The organism is Sinorhizobium sp. CCBAU 05631 (assembly GCF_002288505.1).
Lineage (GTDB): Bacteria > Pseudomonadota > Alphaproteobacteria > Rhizobiales > Rhizobiaceae > Sinorhizobium > Sinorhizobium fredii_C.
The window spans coordinates 619,412-641,912 of record NZ_CP023064.1 but is presented as its reverse complement, the minus strand read 5'-3'; the positions used below and the strand labels follow the sequence as shown (position 1 = coordinate 641,912).

Annotated in this window: 20 protein-coding genes and 1 pseudogene; 8 read left to right on the top strand and 13 right to left on the bottom strand. The window is 63.6% G+C overall.

The features are described from left to right. Window positions 1-8 precede the first annotated feature (8 nt). The 6 genes from SS05631_RS22595 to SS05631_RS22570 all read right to left on the bottom strand — a co-directional run bounded on the left by SS05631_RS22595 (window position 9) and on the right by SS05631_RS22570 (window position 6,015). Window positions 9-932 (bottom strand): sugar ABC transporter permease, encoded by a 924-nt coding sequence (locus SS05631_RS22595; protein ID WP_037419630.1) that lies wholly within the window; start codon window positions 930-932, stop codon window positions 9-11. A 134-nt stretch (window positions 933-1,066) separates the two neighbouring features. Continuing rightward, a complete protein-coding gene (locus SS05631_RS22590) occupies window positions 1,067-2,512 on the bottom strand; it encodes an extracellular solute-binding protein (protein ID WP_037419627.1) in 1,446 nt (481 codons plus the stop codon). Between the two features lie 216 nt (window positions 2,513-2,728). Next, window positions 2,729-3,688, bottom strand: a complete 960-nt coding sequence (locus SS05631_RS22585; protein WP_037419752.1) for a sugar-binding transcriptional regulator — start codon at window positions 3,686-3,688, stop codon at window positions 2,729-2,731. Between the two features lie 341 nt (window positions 3,689-4,029). Then, on the bottom strand, window positions 4,030-4,998 hold the full coding sequence (locus SS05631_RS22580) for a DUF3618 domain-containing protein (protein ID WP_037419624.1): 969 nt from the start codon (window positions 4,996-4,998) through the stop codon (window positions 4,030-4,032). Continuing rightward, complete coding sequence (locus SS05631_RS22575; RefSeq protein ID WP_037380277.1) at window positions 4,995-5,414, bottom strand: phage holin family protein; 420 nt, start codon at window positions 5,412-5,414, stop codon at window positions 4,995-4,997. Before SS05631_RS22575 ends, SS05631_RS22580 begins: the two co-directional genes overlap by 4 nt. Then, the gene (locus SS05631_RS22570; RefSeq protein WP_037419618.1) at window positions 5,407-6,015 is read right to left on the bottom strand and encodes a hypothetical protein; all 609 of its coding nucleotides are present in this window, start codon (window positions 6,013-6,015) and stop codon (window positions 5,407-5,409) included. Before SS05631_RS22570 ends, SS05631_RS22575 begins: the two co-directional genes overlap by 8 nt. Before the next feature lie 236 nt (window positions 6,016-6,251). Here SS05631_RS22570 and SS05631_RS22565 point away from each other — a divergent pair, with 236 nt between their 5' ends. Beyond that, on the top strand, window positions 6,252-8,438 hold the full coding sequence (locus SS05631_RS22565; RefSeq protein WP_037419611.1) for an amylo-alpha-1,6-glucosidase: 2,187 nt from the start codon (window positions 6,252-6,254) through the stop codon (window positions 8,436-8,438). A 64-nt stretch (window positions 8,439-8,502) separates the two neighbouring features. Here the strand turns inward: SS05631_RS22565 and rpsU are convergent, their stop codons facing one another. From rpsU to SS05631_RS22540, 4 genes are all read right to left on the bottom strand, one after another. Beyond that, window positions 8,503-8,739 (bottom strand): 30S ribosomal protein S21, encoded by a 237-nt coding sequence (gene rpsU, locus SS05631_RS22560; protein ID WP_014331582.1) that lies wholly within the window; start codon window positions 8,737-8,739, stop codon window positions 8,503-8,505. 120 nt (window positions 8,740-8,859) lie between these two features. After that, window positions 8,860-9,147: a hypothetical protein gene (locus SS05631_RS22555; RefSeq protein ID WP_037419605.1), complete on the bottom strand. Its 288-nt coding sequence runs from the start codon at window positions 9,145-9,147 to the stop codon at window positions 8,860-8,862. A gap of 165 nt (window positions 9,148-9,312) precedes the next feature. Then, on the bottom strand, window positions 9,313-9,522 hold the full coding sequence (locus SS05631_RS22550) for a cold-shock protein (protein ID WP_037419601.1): 210 nt from the start codon (window positions 9,520-9,522) through the stop codon (window positions 9,313-9,315). Window positions 9,523-9,783: 261 nt separating this feature from the next. Further along, window positions 9,784-11,217 (bottom strand): FAD/NAD(P)-binding protein, encoded by a 1,434-nt coding sequence (locus SS05631_RS22540; protein ID WP_037419749.1) that lies wholly within the window; start codon window positions 11,215-11,217, stop codon window positions 9,784-9,786. A 124-nt stretch (window positions 11,218-11,341) separates the two neighbouring features. On the opposite strand from SS05631_RS22540, the gene SS05631_RS31465 reads away from it, so the two are divergent. Beyond that, window positions 11,342-11,500: a hypothetical protein gene (locus tag SS05631_RS31465; protein ID WP_162109115.1), complete on the top strand. Its 159-nt coding sequence runs from the start codon at window positions 11,342-11,344 to the stop codon at window positions 11,498-11,500. Between the two features lie 31 nt (window positions 11,501-11,531). On the opposite strand, the gene SS05631_RS32070 is transcribed toward SS05631_RS31465, so the two are convergent. The 3 genes and pseudogenes from SS05631_RS32070 to SS05631_RS22525 all read right to left on the bottom strand — a co-directional run bounded on the left by SS05631_RS32070 (window position 11,532) and on the right by SS05631_RS22525 (window position 14,090). Further along, window positions 11,532-11,789: a hypothetical protein gene (locus SS05631_RS32070; RefSeq protein WP_244412172.1), complete on the bottom strand. Its 258-nt coding sequence runs from the start codon at window positions 11,787-11,789 to the stop codon at window positions 11,532-11,534. Between the two features lie 82 nt (window positions 11,790-11,871). Beyond that, window positions 11,872-12,720 (bottom strand): annotated as a pseudogene (gene kduI, locus SS05631_RS22530) (5-dehydro-4-deoxy-D-glucuronate isomerase). 92 nt (window positions 12,721-12,812) lie between these two features. Beyond that, window positions 12,813-14,090 (bottom strand): ABC transporter substrate-binding protein, encoded by a 1,278-nt coding sequence (locus SS05631_RS22525; RefSeq protein WP_037419597.1) that lies wholly within the window; start codon window positions 14,088-14,090, stop codon window positions 12,813-12,815. A gap of 193 nt (window positions 14,091-14,283) precedes the next feature. Here SS05631_RS22525 and SS05631_RS22520 point away from each other — a divergent pair, with 193 nt between their 5' ends. The 6 genes from SS05631_RS22520 (at window position 14,284) to SS05631_RS22495 (ending at window position 22,499) form a co-directional block, all read left to right on the top strand. Then, window positions 14,284-16,806, top strand: coding sequence for a hypothetical protein (locus tag SS05631_RS22520; RefSeq protein WP_037419594.1), 2,523 nt, complete (start codon window positions 14,284-14,286; stop codon window positions 16,804-16,806). Window positions 16,807-16,819: 13 nt separating this feature from the next. After that, window positions 16,820-17,914 carry a glycoside hydrolase family 88 protein gene (locus SS05631_RS22515; RefSeq protein WP_037419746.1) on the top strand — a complete coding sequence of 365 codons (1,095 nt, stop codon included), beginning with the start codon at window positions 16,820-16,822 and terminating at the stop codon, window positions 17,912-17,914. After that, complete coding sequence (locus tag SS05631_RS22510) at window positions 17,908-19,242, top strand: glycoside hydrolase family 28 protein (protein WP_037419592.1); 1,335 nt, start codon at window positions 17,908-17,910, stop codon at window positions 19,240-19,242. Before SS05631_RS22515 ends, SS05631_RS22510 begins: the two co-directional genes overlap by 7 nt. A gap of 103 nt (window positions 19,243-19,345) precedes the next feature. After that, window positions 19,346-20,446, top strand: a complete 1,101-nt coding sequence (ugpC, locus tag SS05631_RS22505; protein ID WP_037419590.1) for a sn-glycerol-3-phosphate ABC transporter ATP-binding protein UgpC — start codon at window positions 19,346-19,348, stop codon at window positions 20,444-20,446. Between the two features lie 2 nt (window positions 20,447-20,448). Beyond that, complete coding sequence (locus SS05631_RS22500) at window positions 20,449-21,438, top strand: sugar ABC transporter permease (RefSeq protein WP_037419587.1); 990 nt, start codon at window positions 20,449-20,451, stop codon at window positions 21,436-21,438. A 2-nt stretch (window positions 21,439-21,440) separates the two neighbouring features. Next, window positions 21,441-22,499: a carbohydrate ABC transporter permease gene (locus tag SS05631_RS22495; protein ID WP_037419584.1), complete on the top strand. Its 1,059-nt coding sequence runs from the start codon at window positions 21,441-21,443 to the stop codon at window positions 22,497-22,499. Window positions 22,500-22,501 lie beyond the last annotated feature (2 nt).

Genomic DNA, 22,501 nt, shown 5'->3' with positions numbered 1-22,501 from the left:
TGACCTCTCTACGCCTCGCCGCGGGCGCGCTCGCGCAGCCGGAGCCAGTTCTTGATGAAGACGTTCGACAGAATGTAGGTGATCGCCCACAGGATGATCAGCAGCGCGGCGGAACGGCCGACATTGGTCGACTGGAAGAAATTGAGATAGGCCTCGACCTGGAAGACGGTCAGCGTATCGCCCGGGCCGCCCTGCGTCATCGCATAGATGATGTCGAATTGCTGGATCGAGTCGAGCAGCCGGAAGAGTGTCGCCGTCAGGATATAGGGCGTCAGCATCGGCAGGGTGATGCGGAAGAACACGAAGCTGCGCGGCACGCCGTCGAGGGCCGCCGCCTCGAAGGGCTGGGTCGGCAGGGAACGCAAGCCTGCAAGCAGCAAGATCATGATGAAGGGCGTGTAGACCCAGATGTCGACGAGCACGACCGTCAGGAGCGCCGTGTCTGGCGAGGAGGCCCAGCGGAAATTCTCGAGGCCGATCAGGCTGGCGAAGTAGCTGAGGATGCCGAAGCCCGGATTGGTCATCAGCTTCCACATCAGAGCCGCCAGCGCCGGCGCCGTCATCAGCGGCAAGAGCAGCATGATCGAGATGAAATTGTTGACGGTCGAGCGTCGCTGCAAAAGCAGGGCAATGCCGAGGCCAAGCAGCAGTTCGAGGACCACCGTGGTGCCGGCATAGACGAGCGAGACCCTGAGCGTATTCCAGAAGCCGGAATCGGTGAAGAAATTCAGGTAGTTCTCGCCCCAGTTGAACTGGCGCGCCCACGGCTGGCTCAGCCGGTAGCGCTGAAAGGAATAGACCACCGCCGAGAAAAACGGGATCAGGATGCCGATGCAGACGAGAAGCGCCGGCAGGGAAAGCACATAGGGCAGAACCTTCTTGCTGATCCTGAAACCGCGGGGCGTTGCCCCGGATTGCGTCACTGAAGCCATGGCCAGCTCCGTTCAAATGCCATTTCGAAAGGCGATGAAGGGGCCGGCCGCGGCCGGCGCAGCCAGACCCCCTCCTCGTATGCGCATTCGTTGCGGTGTGCCGGGCCCGGCGTGCGGGCCGGCGCCGCCGGCGATCAGCCGAGTCCTGCTTCCGCGAGCTGGCGATTGATGCTCTCGGCGAGCTTGTCGAGCCCCTCGTCGACCGGCACTTCCTTCGCCACCATCTTCTGGAGCGTTGCCGCCCATTCGGTGGTGAGGTCGAAGAACAGGGGCTGGGCGGTGAAGTGGATCTTGGCGCCCGGCGCGGAAATGTCGTGCATCTCCACATAGCCCGGATAGCTCTTCTTCAGCCGCTCGCGGAAGATTTCGTCCTTCCAGACGGTCGCCCGCACCGGGTTGACGAAATCCATCTTCGTCGCGCCGAAGATCGCGTGCTCAAGTCCCGTCGCCCATTGCAGGAAGTACCAGGTCGCGTCCTTGTCCTTGGAGAAGTTGGACATCGACAGCGACCAGATCCAGATGTTCGGCGTCGGTGCGGAGGCGGCCGGATTGGCGGCAAACGGCGCATAGGCAAGCTTGCCAGCCATCTTGTTATCGCCGCCGTTCATGAAGTAGCCGAGGATGTCGGCGTCGTAGATCATCGCCGAGGCGCCGGCGCCGAGGTCGGTGCCGACCTGGTACCAGGTATAGGTCGACCAGTCCTTCGGGCCGCTCTCCTGGATCATCTGCACCCACTTGGCGTGGAAGGCCTTCGATTCCGGCGTGTTCATAGCGGCCGAAAGCTTGCCGTCGGCCGAGACGTTCAAATCCTTTTGGCCGAAGTTCGCATAGCCCGAAAGGAAGCCCGGATGGATCGTCGCCCAGGAGCGCGAGCCGCGTACGCCGATGCCGTAGACCCCGCCGCCGACGTCCTTGGTGAGCTTTGCGGCCGTCGTCAGTAGTTCATCGAGGTTCTTCGGAACGCCGACCCCGACCTTGTCGAACATCTCCTTGTTGTAGGAGAGGTTGTTCTGCTCGTAGCCCCAGGGAATGCACCATTGCTTGGCGTCTTCCGAACCGAGCGCGCCACCCGGCTGGCCGTTCCAGGCGCAGGACGCCTTGACGCCCGGCAGGAAATCATCCCAGCCATATTGGGGGTTGGTCTTCGTCGTATCCTTGATCCATTCGTTGAGATCGGTGATCCAGCCGGCCGGGCCGTAGGTCCAGGTCATGTAGGCGCCGGTCATGAAGGCGTCGTATTCCGACGAACTCGAGGACAGCGCCGCCGTCACCTTGTCGAAATAGACGTCCTCCGGGAAGACGTCGTAGGTGACTTCCATGCCCGTCAGATCCTTGAAGGTCTGCAGGTTGGCGATCATCGCATCGGCATAGGGATGCTTGTTCAAGAGCAGCTTCACCGACTTGCCGGAATGCGCCTTCCAGTCGAAATCGGCGGCAAGCGCCCGGGTCGACATCATGTTGAACAACGTGCCGGCGGTGCCTGCCGTCAGACCTGCCGCACCGAGGCCCTTCAGCATCCCGCGGCGGTCCACCTCGCCGCGCAGGAATGCGCTTATGAGGTCTTTCTCCTTCTCATACATCTGTTTTCTCCTCCGTTGCGGGTAAGAATGCTTCAATGAGCTGACCGGCTACCCGACCGGTACTGCCTCCCCGGCCGCGGTGGTTTCCTCCCCCTGCCGCGGCCTCGAATGTTTCTCCAGCGCCGTGCGTCCTTCGGGACGCTCAGAGGACGCTATAAGTCTTTGAACCTACGCATCGGCTTTCCGAAAATCGGGTCCGATTTTCGGGCCGATGCGCTAGGCAGCGAGCGCCTGCGCCGTGCGCTCGTCGGTGATCAACCCATTCAAGAGCCCGCTTTCGAGCACCGCACGGATCGCGCGTGTCTTGATCCTGCCGCCGGCGACCGCCACGGTGCGGCGGTCCCGCAGGTCCTTGCGGCCGAGCGTGAAGGTGCGGTTGGAAAGCGTCGTCTCGATCGGCCGGCCCTTTGCGTCGAAGAAGTGGCCGAGCAGCTCGCCCGTGGCACCGCTTTTCTGAATGGCCTCGATTTCGCTCATCTCGATCATGCCGGTGGCAACCAGGGATGCCTCGCGCTCGGCCGTGCCGATGCCGACCATCAGGAGATCGGCCGATTTCGCCAGCTCGAAGACCTCGCGAACGCCGCGCTGGCTGAACAGCACGTCACGGTCCTCGACCGTGTTGGCGAAGAACGGCACCGGCATCACAAAGGCTTCGGCACCGGTACGCTCCGCCAGCCGATGGATCACGTCGTGCGGATTGGCTGAGAACTTGCGCGTCAGGCCGCCGAGCAGCGAGACGAAGCGCGTGTTGTTGCTGGGCGTGCGCGGCAGGTATTCGACGCACGCCGCAAGCGTTCGCCCGTGGCCGACGCCGATCAGCGCCGTCTCGCCCCGCTCGATCTCGCGCCTCAGGAACTGCGCGCCCGAAATGCCGAGCGCCTTCAGCGGCAGGTCGTCGCTGTCGAAATCCGGAACGACCTCGCAATAGTCGAGGCCGTAGCGGCCGGAAAGCTTCTGTTCGAGCTCGACGCATTCGGAGACGTCGCCGTCGATATAGACCTTCACCAGGCCTTCCTGGTTGGCCCTCATGATCAGCCGGTGCGCCTTCAACGAGGTGAGGCCGAGGCGCTTGGCGACTTCCGCCTGGGTCAAGCCGCCGGCGTAGTGCAGCCAGGCCGCCCGCGTCGCCATGCTGGCTTCATCATCCCGAACCGCCAATCCCCCGATGATCGCCATCGCTTCCCGTCCGATGCTGCGCCGCGTGACTTTTTGCATTGCATGATATTTTTATCGCCTACTGAAAGAAATTTCACGTTCTGCAAAAAATGTCAACAACGGGGTGGTTGCAGCGGCTCTGTTATGACGATGACTGGAAGTGGACCGGCGTCCGAAGCGCAGCCGAAGGGCAAATACGGCCCGCCGCCGGCCCCCGTGTGGCTGGGAGGATCAGACTATGAGGGGTGGGGTGGCGAGAACTTCGAGGCGAGCATGGTCAAGGGGCGACAGCGGAAACTGTCGCCCGTCGATTGGAGCGGCTTATCGCGGCACTCGTCGATCAGGCCACCGCAGGCGAGCCGTCACTCCCGAAGCGTTTCGCGGACACGGTCCCTGGCGGCGTCGTGGGCTTCCAAGGCGGCATTGCTCGTCTTATCCAACACCTCCTGTGCCGTGCCGATCGCCTCGCCAACTGCGGCATTTGCCTTCGCGGCGAGGTTGCTGCGCATTTCGTCCGCCGCCTCGCCCATGGCCTCGTCTTCGGCCTCCGTGTGCGGGAGCGTCGCGCCGATTGCCGCACCGACCGCAAAGGCGAGCGCGCCGCCGACCAGCGGCTGATCGCGGAAATGCTGGAGGATCGCGGCATTCAATCGCGCGCCCTGGTCTTCCAGCGACCTTCCCGCCGACTGCACGCTTCCCGCGAGCGACCGGCCGGTGTCCGCAAGGCTCTCGGACATGCGGCTCGCCGAGGCGCTCACCTGCCGCCAGGTTCTCGACGCCCAACCGGAGGCCTCGTCGAACAGGGCACCGGTCTCGTCCCTTATATCCTCGATCTGCTGGCCGGCTGCGTCGGCAAAACCGCGATAGATCTTGCCGCTCTGGTCGATGAAGTGGCCGGCGCGGCGCCCGGCGGCATCCGTCATCGCCCGGAAGCGATTGCCGCTTTCGTCCGCGAAGTGGCTGTAGCGCTCGCCGAAGCTCTCCTCGATCGGGCCGGTGCGTTTCACCGGGCCGGTCACGGTGGCGAGCGGATACTCGTCCGCGGTGTTATCCGGGTATTTCGGCGCGCGTGAGCCCGGATTGGCGAGGAGCCAGGCGAGGCTTACTCCCATCAATGCGACCGGAATGGGATTCGCCTTGAGCGCGGCGCCGAGATTGCCCATATATTCGGCGCCGCCGCTCGATTTGGCATATTCAAGCATCTCGTCCATCAGTTGGCCCGGCGACATCCGTTCCTGGATGGCGTGGAACTTTTCCTCGATCCGCTGGCGATCGGCCTCGATCTCGCGCTGCAGTTCGGCAGCCGAGTGCGTGTGGGAATAGTCGTTCATTGCACTCTCTCCTTCACGACGTCCAGGTCGCGCTGCAGGGAGCTGGCCGTCTTATCGAACTTGAGGCTGTTGCCGCGCAAGTTCGAGAGACTGCGCGAGATCATCGCCCAGGCGAGAAGCGCGACTACGACGCCTATGATGACGGCCGACAGGGCGTCGGCGTTCGGCTCGATCATGCCCCGCGCGATGAGAAAGGCGGCCAGTCCCTGGACGGCCGCGCTCAACAGCACGCCAATGGCACCGATGGCGAAGATCAGGCCGATTAGAAGCGTCTCCAGGCTGCCTATCGCCCGGTTGACATTCTCCGACGCCTCCGCCTTGGCGAGATCGATTTCCTTGCGGAAAAGTCCCGATATATCCGCCACCAGCCCGGTCATCAGTTCCGATAGGGGGCGGTCGTCCCGATGGTTAAGCATTGCGCCGATCCTCCGTAAAATTCCACCCGCCTTCACTTGGTCGACTGCTTCCCGATGGCGTTGGCGAGGACGGTTGGGAAACGCTCCGCCTGCTGCGGCGATGAGCCGAGGCCGTCAGGAAACGGCTGGCGGCCAACCCGGCAATGGCCGCCATGCCCAGGAAGGCCAGCGGCTGCTTCCGGCCGAAATCCTCCGCCATGGCGGCAATTTCGCCGAGCTCGCGGCCCTCGATGTCGCGTGCCAAGTCTTGCAGCGAACTGCCCATCTGCTTGGCATAGCGGCCGAGCGCGCGTTGATCCGACTGTTCGAGTTCGCCGCCGACTTTCTCAAGCGCCGTGGCGATGCCGCCAAGCTGGCGTGCGGCCACATTCTTCTCGTCCTCCGCAGCGCGGCTGACGGCTTCCTTGGCTTCTTCCGTCCGCTCATCGGCAAATTGCCGAAGTTCGTCGAGGTCCTCGCGGACGGCTTGCTGCAGGGAACGGTCCATGCCGCCTTCGCCTTCCCTTGTTCCGGCTTCCGGCTGGTTGCCCGCACGGTCCGGCGTCGTTGCGGGGGAACCGGGCTGGTCCCCGAGGTTGCGTCCGCTCGTGTCATTGCTCATCTTGGCTCCTCCCGTCGTGGAACGCGACTGGTTATGTCATTCAAACCAGCCACTTGCAGCCTTGTTCCATGGAGGCGGGTGAGGTTGCCAAGCCGTGCCTCGTCAACTCCGGTTGGCTCCTGCGCAATTGTCCATCCGCTGCCCACTTATTTCCTCAAACTGGGAACAAAATCAGCAGGGTGTTGTTAACGGACATCTTCGCGGGGCGCCCCGCGGTGCGTGCCAAGGGAAGCGCCATGTCCCCTGAGAACGTCGACTCTCCGGTCACCGAGCCGCCCGAATATGCGGTTGCTGCAGCCACCTCCCTGCAGGAACGACGTCCGAACACCTTGAAGCACGGCGATACCTTCGCCGTCTTCGACCACAACGGCGACGCCTATTCGGGTTCCGGCAGCCCCGAAGGGTTGTTCCATCGCGACACACGGCATCTCTCCCATCTCGCCGTGACCATCAACGGCGCTCGACCCTTGCTCCTCTCCTCCACCTTGAGAGACGACAACGCGACGCTGACCTGCGACCTGACCAATCCTGACTTCCTGGACGAGAGCGGCGCACTGGCGCTTCCCCATGATTCGATCCATCTCAGGCGGTCCCGTTTTCTCTGGAACGGCACCTGCTATGAACGGATCCTGGTGCGCAATTTTCATGAGAGGCCGCATCAGATAGAAATCAGGCTGGCCTTTGCAGCCGATTTCGCGGATTTGTTCGAGGTGCGCGGCAAGCAGCGCAAAAAGCGCGGCCAGATGCATCCGCCGACGGCAAAGGCCAGCGAGGTGCATCTTTCCTATACCGGACTGGACGCTCAGAAGCGGACGACCCGGCTTGGCTTCGATCCGCCGCCCTCGCGCCTTTCTGCAACCGAAGCCGTTTTCGAGATCGGTCTTGCACCCGGTCAAAGCCGAACGCTTTTCCTTGAGGTCAATTGCCAGCGGGAGCCGGCGATCACCATCGGTCACAGGTCGTTCTTCTTTGCGCTCCGGGATGCGCGTCGTGCGTTGCGCACCTCTTCGGGGCGGGCGGCGGCGATCGTCAGTTCGAACGAGGTCTTCAACGAGGTCGTGCGCCGCAGCATATCCGACCTCTACATGCTCATCACCGAGACCAATGAAGGACCTTACCCCTATGCGGGGATCCCCTGGTTCAGCACGGTTTTCGGCCGCGACGCGATCATTGCTGCGATCGAAACCCTGTGGCTCGATCCGGAGATCGCCCGCGGCGTGCTTGCGCATCTCGCCGCCAACCAGGCGACCGATTTCGATCCCCTGTCGGATGCCGAACCAGGCAAGATCCTGCACGAGGTGCGCTTCGGCGAGATGGCCGAATTGCGGGAAGTTCCATTCCGCCGCTATTACGGCAGCGTCGACTCGACGCCGCTTTTCGTGATGCTGGCCGGGCAGTACTTGCAACGCACCGGCGACGTTTCGACGATCCGGACGATCTGGCCGAATATCGAGGCCGCGTTGAAATGGATCGATGTCCACGGCGATCGCGACGGCGACGGCTTCGTCGAATACGGTCGCCGGACCGAGGAAGGGCTCGCCAACCAGGGCTGGAAGGACAGCCACGACTCCGTCTTCCACGCCGACGGTACGCTCGCCAGGGGGCCGATCGCCATCGCGGAAGTGCAGGCCTATGTCTATGGCGCCTGGGAGGCGGCATCGAGGATGCTCAGGGTTCTCGGCCACGAGGACCGGGCCGTCGAGTTCTCGCGCCGCGCCGATGACTTGCGGCATCGCTTCGACGCGATCTTCTTCGATGCGGAACTCGGCACCTATGTGTTGGCGCTTGACGGCGACAAGCAGCCCTGCCGGGTCCGCTCCTCAAATGCAGGGCATGCCCTGCTCACCGGACTTGCGATTCCCGAGCGAGCCGAAGTTGTCGCAAAGACGCTGATGTCGGGCGCCTCGTTTTCGGGCTGGGGGATACGAACCATCCCGGTCACCGAAAGCCGCTACAACCCGATGAGTTACCACAACGGTTCGGTATGGCCGCACGACAATGCCTTGATCGCGCTCGGTCTGGCGCGCTACGGCTTTCGTCTGCAGGCGGCGCGGATCTTTGAGGGACTGTTTGCAGCCTCGACCTATATCGATCTGCGGCGTCTACCGGAGCTCTTTTGCGGTTTTCCGCGCCAGCGCGCCCAGGGCCCGACCTTCTACCCGGTCGCCTGCATTCCCCAGGCCTGGGCGGCGGCAGCGCCGCTATCGCTGCTTCAGTCGTGCCTCGGAATAGAATTCTTTACGAAGCAGATGCAGATCACCTTCGATACGCCCTATTTGCCCGGCTTCATCGAGGAGCTCGAGATCCGGAACCTGCAAATCGGCTCCGGCTCCGTCGACGTGGCGGCAAACCACTCCGGCACCAGCGTCGTCATCGACGTGCTAGAGCGCCGCGGACATGTACGCGTCGTGACAGTCGCCTGAAGGAAGGGCTGCGCGGGAGGGCAAATAGAGCCGACGCTCTCGCCCCTGACCCGCACAGACATGCTCAGCGCGTGCGCGCCACTCTTTTCGGCGAGGGCAGAAGGCCTTCGCGCTGCAGTTTCTTGCGCGCAAGCTTGCGGGTGCGGCGAACGGCCTCGGCCTTTTCGCGAGCACGTTTTTCGGAGGGCTTTTCATAGGCGCTGCGCATCTTCATTTCGCGGAAGACGCCTTCGCGTTGCATCTTCTTCTTGAGAACGCGGAGAGCCTGGTCGACGTTATTGTCTCTGACAAGTACCTGCAAAATACATCCTTTCCGTTTGATGAGTTGCTACATGGTTCCTTCGATCAGAACCAGAGGGCGGGAAATTCCGAGTGCTTCCTTGCGGGGGAATAAGAGGCGCGTGCGCGCTCCAGCCCTTATTCACTTGGCGGTCCTGATGCTCAACGGCTTAAGCCAAGGACTGCCACTGACCGTTGCCGCCGGAACGCGTTCACTGACCGGCAGGGCGCTTTCCGCAGGATCGATATCGTGTTCGAAAATTCGACGTTCAAAGGTCTCGGTCCCGAGCCGGACGCGATACTGTGCTTCTCCGTGTTCGGCGGCAGGCAGGATGCCGACGATACGGCAGGTCCTGTCGGCCGCCAACATCCGCATCAGGTCGGACTTCAGCACGACCGTATCGCCAACATTGTAGGTGTTCCGGCTCATGGCCATCTCCTTCGTCTGTGCCCTTTAGGTGGCACAAGCAAAAAAGGCCGGGCATTACCCCGACCTCCTCTTGAACGCCGCGCATCTTTTCAGACGCGCAACGGCGCCCTGTCATTCAAACGCTCCCTGCCAGTACATCCGTGGTCAGCGGAGGCGAATGACAATTTAAGCAGCTCGCAGATTGTCTGCCGAGCTCTTGCCGGACCTGTTGTCGCGGACGATGTCGTAGGTCACCTTCTGGCCCTCGGCCAGCGAGCGCAGCCCGGCCCGCTCGACGGCGGAGATATGGACGAACACGTCCGTGGAGCCGTCGTCGGGCTGGATGAAGCCAAAGCCCTTGGTGCTGTTAAACCACTTTACGGTGCCTGAACTCATAACGATTTCCTTTCATGGTAGAGATTACGGGCGAGTATTCACCCGATTTGATCGATATTTGAAAGGAAATCTGGCGAAGCGCATCAGCGCGTAGACAAAGGTCACAAGCAATGTTCGACGGGGTATATATAGATGCTGCTTCGAGATATGCAATGGCAAAACCAAATTTCACCGTGAAAGGCGTCTGCGCACGCCCGAAATTACGATCAAGCCGCTGTTTTTAATCAAAATAATATTTTCTCCGAGTCGGTGGGAGAATTCTCAGGCCGGAGACGGGGTGAAGCCGTTCGCTTCGTTCATCGTGAGCAGCGCCTGGATTTCTCGGGCGACGAAAACCGCATGCTCCGTCACCTGGGGAAGACCCATCAATTCGCCGAAGGTGCCGCGCGCCAGCGGTCCGGCGATGAAGAGGTTCGGCTGCACCCGGCCGTCCGCGCCAACGGCGCGAGAACGAAGATCGCATGCAATCCCGAGACCGGTTTCGCAAGGAGCGAGCACGCCGTCCCTCTCAAGTCCCGCCAGAAAGGGCTGAGACTTCAGGATCTCGCCATGGGCGGGGCCGGTGGTTACCACGATCGCATCGACGACGATCCGCCGCGGCGCGTCGCGGCCGCGCTGCCGGAGATCGACCCGGATCTCCCCGTCCTCGATCGCCGCCGATGCGATGGAGGCAGCAACAATTTCCAGTCGGCCTTCCTCGATCGCCTTGTCCAGAACGGTTTCGACCTGCGGCGCTATGCGAAACCGATGCACGTCCCAATAGGATCGCGCCAGCCGCGCAATGCGGCGGCGCTCGACGAGCGGCAAGGCCTGCCAGATCTGCTGGCCCTGCGCCCGCACCGCGTCGATGACCGGATGCCAGCTCAGGCCCTGTTGCCGGGCGTCCCGCAGCGTTCGGCGAATACGGCGAAGAAGCTCCGATGCGCGGCTGGCCGGATCGGAGACGAAGTCGCCAAACGGTTCTTGCGCGATCGCCGGGTGGCCGCGAGACCGCAGGCCGCGCCGCGAAATGGAAACGATCGACCCGCCGTGGCCTCTCTCGGCAAGCGCGGCGACCACATCCGCCGCTGTCAGACCATTGCCGACGATCAGCACGCGATCTGCCGGCGCGATGCCGTCCAGCGCATCGGCGCGCGTTGAATCCGCAATCAGCTTGGGGGAAGACGAAAGCGGCAGCAGAGCCTTTGGCAGCGCCGGCGCCGGATGCGTGACGGCAAGAACGGCAATGCCGGCGACGAGTGCCTCCCCATCCTCCGCAAGGATCGTCCACTGGCCTGCAGATCGCTTCATTTCAAGTACGCGCTTGCGCCTGTGCTCGATCGCCCCGCTGGCGAGACAAGGGGCGAGTTCGGCCGCGACATAGTCGCCGAACACTGACCGCCGCGGATAGGCTATGCCGTCGGGACTATTGGAGCCCGGATCGGTCGCGACCGTATCGGCTCGGACGACGTAGTCAGCGAAGCTTTCCGGCTCGTCCGGATAAAGGCTCATCTTGAAGGCCGGCACATTGATGCGATGCGCGGTCTCTGCCGTGTCATAGGCAAGGCCGGAGCCGAGCCTGGCGCGGCGTTCGAAGACGACGATCCGCGCCGCTCGCTCCACGCCCAGAGAGCGCGTGAGATGCAGCGCAACGGCGGCACCGCTGAAACCGCCTCCGATGATCGCGACGACCGGCAAAGGCTCGAGTGTCCGCATGCTGCACTCCCGCAAATAACGCCCGAGGGGCGGTCGGGGAACGGGTGGAACCGGCCGCAACGGAAATTGCACCGCCCGCGGCGATCCCAGCCGAAGCCTCGCATGGGACGCGATCGAAAGGAAGATGGGGCAGGCGGTCGCCGAAGAGCGGCAACTGGTGCCTTCCGAGCTAGCGGGCGAGCCAGCCGCCGTCGACGGCAAGCACTGGAAGGACAAGAGGGAGGCGATGTTGACGATGCGCCCCTTGACGCCGCGTTCGAGCATATGCCGGACGACCGCCTAGGAGAGCACGAAGCCACTCTTCAGATTGATGTTCAGAACGTCGTCCCAGTCCTCTTCGGTGAATTCGGTGAAGTCGGACCGCGAATCTGCCCGGCATTGTTGTTCAGGATATCGACCGTTCGTCCGCCTTCGACAAGACTGGCAAACATCACCGATATACCGCGCGGATTGCGCAGATCGTAGACGACCTCCTCAAACCGCCGACCCAGCGCCTCCACCTTACTCCGGGTCTCGGGCATCTCCTGCGATCCCAGCCCGATGACGTCGGTGCCGGCGGAAGCGAGCGCCACAGCGAGGCCCTGCCCCCAGGCCAGTGTGCGCCGGTGACCAGTGCCCGCTTTCCGATGAGGTCGAAAGGGCCGGCGGCGGCGGTCATCGGATCTCCCCCATCGGCACGAAATCCATGTCCTTGAACGACTTGTTGTCGCCCGCCATGCTCCAGATGAAGGCGTAGGCCGAGGTGCCGGCGCCGCAGTGGACAGACCAGGGCGGCGAGACGACCACCTGTTCGTTTCTGACGATCAGGTGGCCGGTCGCTTCCGGCCGTCCCATGAGATGAATCGCGAAGGCGTCCTGCGGCACCTCGAAATAGAGATAGGCCTCCATGCGCCGGTCATGCGTATGCGCCGGCATGGTGTTCCAGACGCTGCCCGGCTCGAGCCGCGTCATGCCCATCAGCAATTGGCAGCTCGGCACGACATCCGGATGAATATATTGGAAGAGCGTTCGCTTGTTCGAGGTCTTGCCGTCGCCGAGATTGAGCTCAATCGCTTCCGACTTGCGGATAGGCCGGGCCGGAAAGGCGGCATGGCGGGGGCGCTGTTCATATAGAACTTGGCGGGCGCCGAAGGATCGGCGCTTTCGAAAGAGACGTCTCGGGTCCCCATGCCGAGATAGAGCGCGTCCTGGAAGCCGATCTCGAAGACCGCTCCGTCCGCCCGGACGATCCCCGGACCGCCGATATTGATCAGCCCCAACTCGCGCCGCTCAAGCAGGAATTCGCCGCCGACGACGCGTGCCAAGTCCTCGCCGAAGCCGATCGCTTGCCTGTCCGGCATCACGCCGATGAGGAGCAGCCGGTCGTAATGGGTGTAGACCGCGGTCGCGCGCCCGGGCGTAAACAGTTCCTCGATCATGAAGTTCTGCCGCAACTCGCTCCCGGTCATGGCTTCCCGACTGCGAGTAGTGAACCGCGTGGCGAACAGTTATCGACGACTGCATGAGGTTCCTCTTCGTTTTGCTTCGAGCGCGAGAGACGACGCGCCCACGGAGCGGGCACGCCGTCCAGCCTGGGAGGCTTATGGGAGTGGCGCTTACTGGGTGGCGCGCGCTTCGTTTATTTTGCGCACGTCGTCCTCCAGCACCTTGTAGGTCTCATCGAGCGACAATTCGCCGACGATCAGCTGGCTCATGCGTTGCACGATCTGCTGGTAGAGCGCCGATCCGCCCTTCTGGCGCTCGAAGTCGCGCGCCGCCTGCGGTACGTTCTTCTTGTTGTCGAGGAACACCGCCATGGCGGATTTGGCGTTCTCGCTCGAAAGCTTGTACTGCGGGTCCTTGATGTCGGCGCCGGTGAGGATCACGTAATTTTCGGCGATTTCCCGCTGGATCTTCTCGGAGCCGAGGAACTCGATGAACTCGGCCACCGCTTCCGGGTGCTTGGTGCGCTTGAAGCCGACGATCGCGGTGGCGCCGGGCATGGCGTAGCATCCGGCCTCGCCGCAAGGCGCATTGATCGCCGTCCAATCGAAGGCGTCGCCGATCTTGGTCTGGAACGGATTGACCATCCAGTTGCCGGCGAGATAGGTCACCACGTTGCCGTTGACGAACTCGTCACCCATGTTCTTGTACTGCGATCCGCCGGCCGCGCCCCACATTTCCTTGGGAAAGCTGCTGTTCTCGGTCCAGGAATAGACGTCGGCGATATATTTCTTGGCTGCTTCGTCCGGGAAGTTGAACTTGCCGTCCTTCACGTAGGTCGAACCGTAGGAGAAGGCGGCACCCGAGAAGCGGTGGCCGGAGCGGTCCATGGTGAAGGGAACCTGCACGCCCGTTGCCTTCGCGACCCGCGCCGAGGCTTCGACGATCTCCTTGAGCGTCGCCTTCGGCCCCGGCAGGGGCTCGCCGGCCTGCTCGAACAGCGTCTTGTTGACGAAGGGCAGGTTGAGCGTCTGCGACGCCACGTAGCCGTTGATGGAATTCGGCTCGTTGATGTTCGGCAGGCGCAGTTGTTCGAGGCTTGCGCCGTGAAGCTTGGCGTAAGCTTCCGGATCCTTCATGTAGGGGCGCATGTCCAGGTAATAGGGAGCGAGCTGCCAATCGGTGATCTTGGCGAGATCGGGGCCCTCACCGACCGCAAGCTGCACCGGCAACTGCTTGGCCACGGCGTCGTAGCCGGACGAGACGAAATTGACCTTCACATCCGGATGGGTGCTCTCGAATTCCCTGCTGAGCTCGGCCATGCGCTGGACGTAGCCCTGATCGTCATCGGTAAACAGGAATGTGATCGTCTTGGTTTCGGCCTGAGCCGAAGCCACGCCGACGAAGCCGGCGATTACAAAGGCGCTGACGCCCGATAAGAGTTTCGACATGCTCATCCTCCCTATGAAAATATTTTCATAAATCGAACCGGAACTCCTCTGCCAAATTCGATTTTCACCTTTTTGCGACTTGACAGCGCAAAGGTCAAGCTGTTTCTTTGCCGGCATATCGCAGGCGGGACGTCCTAACTGGTCAGAACGCCACTGGTGAAAAAATTTTCATACGATCGACGGGAGGCGGTCTATGAAGGAGAATTCCGCAACGCAAGCGCCGTCTCTCGACCCGACCTATGAGGTCCGAAAGGGCGAGACGATCACCGCCTGGATCGTCTCCGAGCTGATCAGCGACGGCTTCCCCGGGACCGCGGCGCCGGCGGAGGATCGCGTCAATTACCGCTTCATCAACGGTTTCGTCGATGTCGGCGACCTGCCCTGCCGCAAGGCTTTCTGGGCCGAGATGGTCGGCCGGACGATCGAACCGGAACGCGACTGGCCGGCAGAGCATCTGAACCTGCCGGGCTCGAACCGCCGCGTCGAATTCACCGGCTTCTGGCATGTGCCGACCCATATCCGCCGGTGGCTGAAGGGCACGTTGCGGACCGATGCCCCGCGCCGGCTCCATCTGAGGCTCCGCACCTGCGGCGGCCTGCGCATCTGGGTGAACGGCGCGGAGCAGGTGCGCTTCGAACCGTTCCGGCGCAATGTCGAGAGCACGACCGACGTAACGCTCGACCTTCAACCGGGCGACAACGAAATCCTGCTTCACGCGGAGGATCTCGCCGAACGGGACACGATCTGGTTCTTCGAGCTCGAGCTTCTGGATGAGGCGCCGCTGACGGTCGTCCTGCCGGTTCCTCTCGACAGCGATGAGGTCAACCGCCTCGCCGCCCTTGTGCGCGACGTCCGGCCCAGCCGCGACGTCTTCGTCGGGTCGGCGCTCGAACTCGTCTTCGACGCCCCGTCCGGAACCGACCTTCCCCTCCTCGTCGAAGTCGTGAGCCATGGCCACGATCGAGCGATCCTGACGCGCGCTGCCACGACGCTCGGCGCAGCCGAGACGCGGCTCTCCATTCCCGAAACCCTCGGCATTCCCGATGGCTATCACAGCGTGCGGCTGACGATCGGATCCGGCGCCGGCACCGTCACCCGGGTCATCGATACCGCCTTCCTCGGCCGGCTTTCGCCAGCCACACGGGCGGGCAGCATCACCGAGCGAAAGCGGGCGGCACTCGATTTCAGTGCCCGCCACGGGGCGGAACGCATCGGCCGGGCGCTTGCCATGGTCGCCTCCGGCAGCGACGACAGGACAACGATCGACCGCCTCATCGCGGTGACGCTGCAGTCGATCGACCGACGCGAGGATTGTTCCGACTTCGTCCTGGTGCCGCTGCTCTGGCTGGTCCGCGCCTACGGGGGGCACCTTGGACCTCAGACCGTCGAGAGAATCCGGGCATCGGTCCTCGCCTACCGCTACTGGGTGGACGAGCCCGGCAATGACGTGATGTGGTTCTGGAGCGAGAACCATGTGCTGTGCTTCCATACGAGCCAGTTGCTCGCCGGAGACTTCCTGCCGGACGCCGTCTTCGCGGCCTCGGGGCGGAACGGACGTGAGCAGGCGGCGCTCGCCAAGGCACGCCTTCATCGCTGGTTCGACAGAGTCGAGGCGCATGGGCTCGCGGAATGGAACTCGGCGGCCTATTACCCGATCGACTTCATCGGCCTTTTGGCGCTCGAACATTGGGCCGAGCCGGAACTCGCCGGCCGCGCCCGGCGCCAGCTCGACCTGATCTTCGAGATGATCGCGCTGCATACTCTTGCCGGCGTGCCGGCGGGCTCGCAGGGCCGCGCCTACGACAAGGAACTGCGGGCCGGACCGCTGACCGAGCTCGCGCCTTTCGCCGCGGTCGCCTTCGGCGAGGGATGGCTGAACGGCGGCGTCGCGTCGCTGCCGATGTTCTGCTCATCCGCCTATGTCCCGCCGACCCGTCTCGACCGGCTGGCGCGGCTGGAGCCCGGCCGAGCCATCGAGGCCCGCTACGCGCAGGGGCTCGATGCCGGCAAGCTCGTTCTCTTCAAGAACGAGGCGGCGCAGCTATCGACGGTCGTCGACCACAAGACCGGCCAAAAGGGACACCAGCAGCACGTGATGGACATCCGCCTGGCGGGCCACCCGATGGCGCGGCTCTGGGTGAACCACCCGGGCGAGGACGATCCCTGGGGCACGCAGCGGCCCTCCTACTGGGCAGGCAGCGGCATTCTTCCGCGCGTCGCCCAGCACCGCGACCTGGCGCTGATGATCTTCGACACGGAGGATCATCGCAACGGCTGGACGCACGCCTATCTCGGACGGGACGGTTTCGATGAGATCCTCATCGAGGACAACTGGCTGATCGTCCGCTCGGGCGCCGGCTTCGCCGCTCTTTACGCCACCAACGGCCTCACCATGCTTACCAAGGGCGCCACGGCCGGGCGCGAGCTCCGCTCCGAGGGACGCCTCTGCGGCTGGATCGGCGCCATCGGCTGCGGCAGCGGCACTGATCTCGAGCGATTTCGCAAGCGCATTCACTTGACCGAGGTGAGCTTCGACGCCGATCGGCGCCTGCTTTCGGTCGCGCCTCCGAATCGGCCGGCGTTGCGGCTTTCCCATGACGGCGCCTTCTCGCTCGGCGGGAAGCCCCTGACCTTCGGCCACGCGCAGCCGCAGCCCGAGATCACCTTCGACAGTGCGGGTCCCGCCGGTCGGGCGGACCGTCTCTTCTATTCATGAGTGGACCATGCAGATGAATAAGATCAACATCGAGCGATCGATGCTCAAGACGAAGATCGACAAGGTCGCCTCCGCCTTCAGCCGCCTCAAGGGCATCAAGGAAGGCCTCGTCGGCGCGGATCATGCCGGCGGTATCCAGTTCGACGAGTGGGACTGGGAGGTCGGCGTCGGTCTCTACGGCTTCCTGCGCCGCGCAATCGCCACCGGTGATCGCAAGGCGATCGACGATCTCGTCGGCTGGTATGCCTGGCAGATCGAACGCGGCCTGCCGCCGCGCCAGATCAACAGTTCGGCGCCTATGCTGCCGCTGGTCATCCTGACCGAGCATGTCGACCGGCCAGATTTCCGCGCCCTCGTCGAGGACTGGGCCGACTGGCTGGTGCACAAGCTGCCCAAGACCGAGGATGGCGGCTTCCAGCACGTCGTCAAGGAGCGGCTGAACGACGGCGAACTCTGGGACGACACGCTGTTCATGGCCTGCCTGTTCCTCGCCCGCGCCGGGGTGATCTGCGACCGCGGCGACTGGATCGACGAGGCGGTCTACCAGTTCATGGTTCACACCCGCTATCTCTCCGACCCGATCACCGGCCTCTGGTATCACGGCTGGACCTTCAACGGCCGGCACAACTTCGCCAAAGCCTTCTGGGCGCGCGGGAATGCCTGGATCACCGTGGCGATCCCCGAGCTTTTCGAGCTCGTGCCCTCGCTGAACCCCAGCGACAAGCGCTTCCTCTCAAACGTGCTCGCCAGCCAGGTCCGTGCGCTGAAGCGTCATCAACGTGACGACGGCATGTTCCATACGCTTGTGAACGACCCGACCTCGCCTGTCGAGACCTCCGCCACCGCCGGCATAGCCTATGGCCTCCTGCGCGGCATCGAAGCCGGCATCCTGCGGCAGGAAGACCGCGTCCACGCCGATCGCGCCCTGATGGCGGTGCTCGGCCAGATCGACGCGGAGGGCGTCGTCCAGGGCGTCTCCGATGGAACGCCGATGGGCCACGACCTCGACTTCTACCGGCGCATCCCCAACCTGCCGACCCCCTACGGCCAGGCGTTGACCATGCTGCTCTTGATCGACGTGCTTCTCGAGGAGGATACCAAATCGTGACGCCGCAGCTGCTCAGCATCGACGCGACCGGCCGGGATGCGACCGCCGAGATCCAGACGGCAATCGATCAGGTCGCCGCTTGCGGCGGCGGCCGCGTGTCGCTGCTCGCCGGCGAGCACGTGGCGGGCGGGCTGCTCCTGAAGAGCGGCGTCGAACTGCATCTGGCGGAAGGCGTCCTGCTGCGGCCCATTCCTGACTACCACGCCTATCGCGATACGGCCGTTCGCGTCATCGCCGAAAAATCCGACAGGGGCATGATCGTCGCACGCAACGCCGAGAATGTGCGGATCACCGGTCCGGGAAGGATCGAGGCGGGCGGCGAGCATTTCATCACCGGCGACGACCCGGATGTCGGCACCTTCATTCCGGCTGAGTTCCGGCCCCGCGTGGTGGTCTTCGAGGGATGCCGGGCCGTCTGCCTCGACGGGTTCCAGGTCACCGGCTCGCCGATGTGGACCCTGCACCTCGCCGATTGCGACGACGTCGTCATCCGCGCCGTCACGATCACCAACGACCGGCGGCTACCGAACACCGACGGCATCGTTCTCGACGCCTGCCGTCGCGTGCTGATCGAGGGTTGCATCATTTCCACCGCCGACGACGGCATCTGCCTGAAGACGAGTGCCGGGCCGGACGGCAAGGCGATCGGGACCTGCGAGGACGTGACGGTCCGCCGCTGCACCGTCTCGAGCCTGAGCTGCGCGCTCAAGCTCGGGACAGAGTCCTTCGGCGATTTCTGCAATATCGCCTTCGAGGACTGCACTGTCAGCGAGTCCAATCGCGGCCTCGGCCTGTTCTCGCGCGACGGTGGCCACATGCGAAACATCCGTTTTTCGCGGATCGAGGTCGATTGCCACGAAACCCTCGACGGTTTCTGGGGCTCGGGCGAAGCCCTGACGGTGACGGTGGTCGACCGGCGCCCGGAGCGCCGGGCCGGTACCGTCGAAAACCTTCTTGTCGAAGAGATCAGCGGCCGGATGGAGGGAGCGATCAACCTCGTTTCCACCTCCGACGCCGGCATCCGCAATGTCGAGCTCAACCGGATCACGCTTGCGCAGCAGCCCGGACGGCTCGGCAGCGGCCTGCGCTACGACCTGCGGCCAACCTTTGCGGACATCGCTCCAAGTGCCGAGGCGGCGGGGCGGGCCAATGCCTGGACACGCGGCGCCGACGGCCGGATCATCGGGCTCCTCGACTACCCGGGCGGCATGCCCGCGATCTTTCTAAAAGGCGTCGACGGGCTGTTCGCGGAGGACGTGGCGGTGAAGCGTCCTGTGCGTCTGCCGGAAGGCTGGAATGCACAGGATATCGTCGAAGAGACGAGATGACCGAGCGGGATGTCCGCATCCCGCTCGAATTTATCAGACTCGATCACATCCATGATTTCGGGGCGAAGCGACCCGAAGCATGGCGATATACCGGGAGCAGGCGATGGGAGATCTCAACCTTACGAACCTCAACAAGGCGTTCGGCACCGTTCACGTCCTGCACGACGTGAACCTTCAGATCGACGATGGCGAATTCGTCGTCTTCGTCGGCCCGTCGGGCTGCGGCAAGTCGACCCTGCTGCGCATCATCGCCGGTCTTGAGGACGTCACCTCCGGCGCGATCGCGATCGGCGGCCGCGATGTCGGGGCGCTCTCGCCGGCCGAACGAAAGATCGCCATGGTCTTCCAGTCCTACGCACTCTATCCGCATATGAGCGTGCGTAAGAATCTCGCCTTCGGCCTCGAGAACCTGAAGTTCAAACGGACCGAGATCGACGCGCGGATCGCCGAGGCGGCCCGCATGCTGGCGATCGAACCCTATCTCGAGCGCCGGCCGAAGCAGCTTTCGGGCGGGCAGCGCCAGCGCGTCGCGATCGGCCGGGCGATCGTCCGCGAACCGGACATCTTTCTCTTCGACGAGCCGCTCTCCAATCTCGATGCGGCGCTGCGCGTCCAGACGCGCGCCGAAATCACCAAGCTGCATCGCGACATGCAGACGACAATGATCTATGTCACCCACGACCAGGTCGAGGCGATGACCATGGCCGACAAGATCGTCGTGCTTCGGGCCGGACGCATCGAGCAGGTCGGATCACCGCTCGAGCTCTTCGATCATCCGCGCAATCTCTTCGTCGCCGGCTTCCTCGGCTCGCCGCGCATGAATATCTTGAAGGGCCGGATCGTGATCGGCGACGATCGCAGCGTCGCCATCGACGTCGGCTACCCGACCCTGCTCAAGAGCGATGTGGAGCCCGCCACCGTCACCGCCGGGCAGGACGTCCTTGCCGGTATCCGGCCGGCGCATTTCGCCCTTTGCGACAGCGAAGGCCTGCCTTTCGAGGTGCAATATCACGAGAGCCTCGGGACGGAGACCTATGTCTACGGCAACCTCCAGGGACAGTCGGAGCAGGTCATCGTCCACCGGCCCGGCCACTTCGCCCCGCCGCAAGGTGCCGTTCTGAAGATCATGCCGCAGGATGGCCGCCTGCATGTCTTCGATCCGGCAAGCGAGCTCGCCCTCGGCCGCATCAGCGGGAGGGCCTGACCATGGCGAGAGCAGCAGGACTCGCCGACCGCGGGCTCGACCTCGTCATGGCGCTCTTCGAGGCACCGATCAACGCCGTCGAGCGCGTGATCGGCAAGGCGCGGATGCCCTATCTCTTCCTTGCGCCGAACCTGGTGCTCTTCGGAATCTTCACCTTTCTGCCGATCGCCATCGCCATCGGCTACGCCTTCACCGGCGGTGCCGATCTGCTGATCTCCAACCGGCCCTTCGTCGGCCTCGACAATTTCCGCAAGCTGCTGACCTGCGACAGCTATCTGGTGCCGGGAAGCTGCGAGGAATCGCTCTTCTGGACGGCGATCTGGAACACGCTCTGGTTCGTCGGCTTCAATGTCGCCGCAACGCTTCTGGTCGCCCTCGTCACGGCGCTGATCCTCAACCGGGCAATTGCGGCGCGTGGTTTCTTCCGGGCGATGTTCTTCTATCCGGTTCTCCTGTCGCCCGTGGTCATCGGGCTGATCTGGAAATGGTTCCTCGACCGCAACGGGCTGCTCAACGCCTTCCTGCAGATGCTCGGCGTGCCGCCGGAAATCTTTCTCCTCGACGTCGGCTGGTCGCGCTTCTTCGTTGTCGTCGTCTCGGTCTGGTTCCACATGGGCTTCTATACGCTGATCCTGCTCGCCGGCCTCCAGGCGATCCCCAAGGATCTCTATGAGGCAGCGGCAATCGACGCCGCCACGCCGTCGCGCACCCTTTTCCGCATCACGCTGCCGCTCCTCGGCCCGAACCTGCTCGTCGTGCTGATCCTGCTGATGATCCGTTCGGTGCAGATCTTCGACGAGGCCTGGGTGCTGACCAATGGCGGCGGCCCGGGCACGGCGAACACGTTCATCGTCCAGTACATCTACCAGATGGCGTTTGCCGGCGACCTGAGGCTCTACGGCCTTGCCTCGGCTGCCTCCGTCCTCATGGGGCTGGTGCTTCTGGTGCTCACCCTGGTGCAGTTGCGCCTCGGCAAGAAGGTGGAGTCCTGATCATGTCCGCCAATGTCAGTGCCATCGGCTTTTTCACCCGCACCCGGCGCGCCGGCCGAATCGACATTACCGACATTCTCTCCTGGCTGTGGCTGATCGGCGGGACGCTCGCCGTGCTCGTGCCGGTGCTCTGGGCGGGCATGTCGTCGCTCAAACCCGAGGCGGAAATCACTCGCTTTCCGCCGACACTGCTGCCGCGCGCCGCCGTGCAGGTGGAGGTTCAGGGGTTCGACAAGCCCTTGAGCCTCTGGAACGTCACGGTCGACGGCGAGGTCCGGGAAATGGCGATGGTCCGCCGCATCGGCCTCAAGGCGCAGATGGTCGATCCTGACAATCCGGGTGATCCCGTCAGCGTCGATACGAGGAGCATTTCACCGGTGCAGCGGCTGACGGTCGCGACGGAGAACTATACGGATCCGCTGACCCGCTTCAACTTCCTGACCTTCCTCAAGAATTCGGTCTTCGTCACCTTCGTCGCGACGCTCCTGACGCTGATCGTCAATGCACTCGCCGCCTTCGCGCTCTCGAAATATCGCTTCCGCGGCGACAAGGCGATCTTCGTGCTGATCATCTCGACGCTGATGATCCCGCTCACCGTGGTGATGGTGCCGGCCTATCTCGTCATCGTCGGCGTCGGCCTCGTCGACAATCTTTGGGGCGTCATCATCCCGACGGTCGCCTCGCCGACCGGGGTTTTCCTGCTCCGGCAATATATGCTGACTATTCCGGACGAGCTGATCGAGGCGGCGCGGGTCGATGCGGCAAGCGAGTTCCGAATCTTCTGGCGCATCGTCCTGCCGCTGACGGCCCCAGCGCTCGCGGTTCTGGCGATCTTCTCGGTGCTCTGGCGGTGGAACGACTTCCTCTGGCCCCTGATCGTCTTGAGCAGCCGCGAGAACTTCACCCTCCAGGTCGGGCTCAACGCCTTCCAGGGCGAGTTCTCGGTGCAATGGCACTATATCCTCGCCATGACCTTCCTGAGCCTCATACCTGTGACGCTGGTGTTCCTCTTCCTGCAGCGCTACATCACCACCGGCATCGCCGGAACCGGCATGAAGTAGGG